A 4,465-nucleotide genomic window follows, 5' to 3' on the forward strand; every position below is an offset into this window, starting at 1 on the left:
GACAGGATCATCAGGTTCTAGAGACGTTGCCGATGGTCGAGCATATTTGTCATGCTTCTTGTCGACATACGGGCCGGTGGCAGAGCGGTGCAATCCGATTTGAGCTGCGGATGATGCAGTATGTGTCGCCGGGTTATGCCCTGTCACCGACGGACCCATGATGGAAAGCAAGGCAGCTGAGATGGGAGGGCGCCCATCTCAGCTGTTTTTACTGACTTCTAATGAAGGTGTGGGTTAGCGGGGCGTCAGAAGGTTCGGATCGATGAACTGGCGCAGCATCCTTGGACCTTCGAGATAGGCGCCAAGCCATGAGCCGCCTGTGCCATTGTACCACTCCACCCGGATGGGATGTTTTCCGGCGGTCAATTCGATGTCGCCGCTGACTGTCACCACGCCATGGTCGCCGTCATTGTCCACGACCGTTTCGCCGTCGATGTAAAGTTTGCTGCCGTCGTCGGAGGCCAGCGAGAATTTGTAGGTTCCTTCGACTGGGATATGGATGAAGCCGTCAAAGGCAACGGCGATGTTGTCGCCGCGCGGGACCTTCAGGCCGTCAATGCTGAACTCGTAGGCCTTGCCGGAGTCTGCGGACTGGAGTCGGGAAAAATCGGGCAACCGCACCGGACCGTCCGACAGCAGAAAGACATTGTAGTTCAGGCCATGCGTCGCTGCGGCGGCGCGGTCGAGAACCCTGAACAGGCCTGTGGTCGGAACGCTGGCAGGCTGCCCATTCACGAACAGGACGACGCGGACGATTGTGCTGCGCTCTATATCTACGGGGCGGGTGTAGAGCGTGGATGCGATGGTTGGGATCGAACCATCGAGCGTATAGCGAAGCTCCCCTACGGCGTTCGGATTGCGCAGGCTCATCCGGGCGCGCTGGCCGACGAACAGGCCGCCCGCAGGGGAGTTGCCCTGGCCGACCGGCTCAATCACCGGCGTGGCGTAGAAACTGCTGGCCCGATAGGTCTGTTCAGGGGTTGCTTCACCTTTGAGGATCTGACGGATCGGGCGTCCCAGCCAGGCATAGGGCGTCTTCAGGCCGAGCAGCCATGCTGCGGTGGCGGGGGTGTCGAACGTGTTGATGGGCAGATCGACTTCGCTGTGGTTGATGTTCTTGCCATAGACGATCCAGGGGATTTCAAGTTCAGGCATGGTCTCGCCGCCATGGCCCTTGCCGACGCCGCCGTGGTCCGCGGTCACCAGGATCACGCTGTCGTCCATCATCCCGGTGTCGATCAGGGTCTGGCGGATTTGCCCGATCAGCGCGTCGGCTTTGGTGACAGCGTCATAATAGGACTGGGTGCCGTGACCATCGGCGTGTCCGGCGTGATCGACATTGTCCAGATGGACGAAGAGGAATTGGGGGCGTTTCGCCTTGATGTAGTCAATGGCCAGTCTGGCCGTTTCATCTTCGTCCTGACCGTGGATGTCATAGTCGACGAAGCGGCGGTCATAGAGTCCTGAGAAGCCTTCCCAGTGGTAGATGGAGCCGACTTCCCATTCCGGATGCTGGTCGTACAGAATCTGAAAAATGGAGGGGAAGAAGCCGCCTGAGCCGGTGACCGAGGTGGTGATGCTGGCCGATCCGACCCACCAGTCATTGTTGTTCACGCCGTGTTGCTCGGGGCCGGCGCCGTTGATGATGGAGGCCCAGTTGGCGGCGCTGGATGTCGGCATGACGCCACGGGCATGCATGCTCCAACTGCCGTTCTGCATCATGTCGTGCAGGGTGGGGGCTTTGGCTTTCAGCACGCCGTCCGTGCTGAGACCGTCAACGCCGATGATGATGACGTGACGGACCTCTTGGGCTGAGACGGCATTGGGCGTGGCGACGCTGGCCAGGGCGGCGAAGAAGATGGTTAGCAGGGCGAGGTTTCGGATCAGTTTGGTCAAGACGCGCTCCATGAAACGGCGGATCGATCCAGCATCCTTGTTTCGTCTGGCTCGTCAGATTTGCCGTGAATATTGGTATGTACCAAAATCAACAGGCCGGATCGGCGAAGCTTTCATGAATAGGACTTGGCGATTGCGTGACATGGCAATCCGACGCCTGGTCTGAAAACGGCGTTGTCAGATATTGGAGGCCGCGTCAGCCGTCGGACGAGCCGTAACCTATGGTGCGAGGCTTGCAGAATTCCCGCATCGCCGTAAGCTTGGCGCTGCGATTTTCAGAGTTTTTCTCTGGCTGCCCATGCCCGCGATCTGTCACCAAGTTGAAGCAAATTTGGTCTAGTCCAGTTTTGTCATTAAAAACTGACGAGCCTGACAGTGCGATCCTTGGTGCAGAAAATCCGCGACCCGAACACGGTCGCCTTTGCGGTGTTTGCGGGGCTGGCGGGGTTCTGCGCCTATTTCTCGATGTACGCCTTTCGCAAACCGTTCTCGGCGGCGACGTTCGAGGGCGTTCAGGGTTGGGACTTCGTGCTCGACTACAAGGTCGCCTTGGTCATCGCCCAGGTCATCGGCTACGCCCTGTCCAAATGGATCGGCGTCAAGGTGATCGCAGAGGCGGACGGGCGGGGACGTGGTCGGGCCATATTGATGCTGATCGGCGCGTCCTGGCTGGCGCTTGTGGCCTTCGCACTGATCCCGGCGCCGTGGAATGTGGCGGCCCTGTTCTTCAACGGCCTGCCGCTGGGCCTGATCTGGGGTCTGGTCTTTGCCTATATGGAGGGGCGGCGGGCGTCGGACGTGCTGGGGGCCGTGCTCTGCGCCAGCTTCATCCTGTCGTCAGGCGTGGTGAAGGCGGTCGGCAAGCTGCTGCTTAAGGCGGGTGTCAGCGATCTGTGGATGCCCGCAGCGGCAGGGGCGGTCTTCATGCCGCTGCTGCTGGTCTCTGTCTGGGGCCTGTCGCAACTGCCCGGGCCCAGCGCCGAAGATGAGCGCGAGCGGGTGCGTCGCGCGCCGATGAACCGGGATGAACGCAAGCGGTTTCTGGCCGATTACGGTCTGGGTCTGGGGGCGTTGATCGCCGCCTATGTGCTGTTCACCGCCTTCAGGGATTTCCGCGACAACTTCTCGGCCGAGGTCTGGGAGGCCGTCGGCTATGGGGATGCGGCGGGTGTCTTCGCGGCCAGCGAGCTGCCGGTGGCGGTTATTGTCCTGATCGTGCTGGGCAGTCTGATCCTGATCCGCGACAACCGGCGCGCCCTGATGGTCATGCATGGGGTGGTGATTGCGGGCGCGGCACTGATCGGCCTGTCGACCCTGGCTTTTCAGGCGGGGCTGGTGTCGGCCCTGGCGTGGATGATCCTGAGTGGGGCGGGGCTGTACATGGCCTACACCCCCTTCAACGCCATGCTGTTCGACCGGATGCTGGCGGCGACGCAGCGGGTCGGTACGGCGGGCTTCTTGATCTATGTGGCGGACGCCTCGGGCTATGTCGGCAGCGTCGCCCTGCTGCTTTATCGCACCTTTGCGGCGCCTCAGTTGAACTGGCTGCAGTTCTTCATCGGCTCGGCCTATGCGGCGGCAGTGGCCAGTCTGTTGCTGACGCTGGCGTCGGGCTTCTATTTCGCGCGCAAGCTGGCGGGCGATCGTCGTGAGCGGGCCAAGGTCCAGATTTCACAGGCGGCAGCCGATACCGCAGCGCCCTGAGCCTTCGCCGTCAGGGCGCGACGTCCAGATCGACCTTCACGCGCAGGGCGTCGTGGCGCCAGTATTCGTGGTCATATTCGACGATGCGTCCGGCGGCGTCGAAACTGGCGCGCACGACCAGCAGGCCCGGCGTGCCTGACTTGACGCCTAGCGCCTCGGCCTCTTCCTGGATCAGGGCGCAGGGCTGCATCTCGACGCGGTTGCGCGTCACCGCCAGCCGATAGCGGCTCTTGAGGATATGCGTCAGGGAGCCGTCCAGATCATGCGTCAGCAGGTCCGGCGCGCGCTTGGCCTCGACATAGATGCGCTCGACCAGCACGGGTCGCCCGTCGATCAGACGCCGACGCCGGATCAGATGCACGGGCGCCCCCAACGGCAGGCCCATGGCCTTGGCCACGCCGTCCTGCGCCTCGACCGAGGTGGTGGACAGGGTCTCGGTGGCGGGCTGGCGGCCCTGTTCGGCGACATAGGTCATGAACCCGGCCCAGCGGGTCGGATCATAGGTCACAGGTTCCGGCGAGACGTACCAGCCGCTGCGGTCGCGGCGATAGATCATCCCCTCGGATTCCAGTTGGAACAGGGCCTCGCGGATCGTCCCGCGCGCCACGCCCAGTCCGTCCTGCAACTGGCGTTCGGATGGCAGTTTGCCGCCGGGCTTCAGCACCCCGCTGTGGATCTGGCGGGCGATGTGGTCGCGCGCCACCAGATAACGCCCGCGGTCGCCGACGGGAGTTTCAGATGGTGCGGTCCACCAGGCAGGCGCAGAGGCGTCGGACATGAAGGCTCGTCGTCAGAAGTCGTTGAGGCCTTATCGCGGGTTCGCACGCCTGCGTCGATCCTCTGCACCCGCCCAGAACGAAAACGG

The 4,465-nt window shown here is 62.6% G+C and carries 3 protein-coding genes; 1 reads left to right on the top strand and 2 read right to left on the bottom strand.

Features of this window, described 5'->3' with window-relative positions:
- Positions 1–234 precede the first annotated feature (234 nt).
- Entirely contained in the window at positions 235–1,896 is a 1,662-nt protein-coding gene (locus QZ281_RS17500; protein WP_292230709.1) for an alkaline phosphatase family protein, read from the bottom strand.
- A 375-nt stretch (positions 1,897–2,271) separates the two neighbouring features.
- Here QZ281_RS17500 and QZ281_RS17505 point away from each other — a divergent pair, with 375 nt between their 5' ends.
- The gene (locus QZ281_RS17505; RefSeq protein ID WP_292230712.1) at positions 2,272–3,600 is read left to right on the top strand and encodes a DUF5690 family protein; all 1,329 of its coding nucleotides are present in this window, start codon (positions 2,272–2,274) and stop codon (positions 3,598–3,600) included.
- A 10-nt stretch (positions 3,601–3,610) separates the two neighbouring features.
- Here the strand turns inward: QZ281_RS17505 and QZ281_RS17510 are convergent, their stop codons facing one another.
- On the bottom strand, positions 3,611–4,378 hold the full coding sequence (locus QZ281_RS17510) for a UTRA domain-containing protein (protein WP_292230715.1): 768 nt from the start codon (positions 4,376–4,378) through the stop codon (positions 3,611–3,613).
- Positions 4,379–4,465: the final 87 nt, after the last annotated feature.

The organism is Brevundimonas sp. (genome assembly GCF_018608325.1).
GTDB lineage: Bacteria > Pseudomonadota > Alphaproteobacteria > Caulobacterales > Caulobacteraceae > Brevundimonas.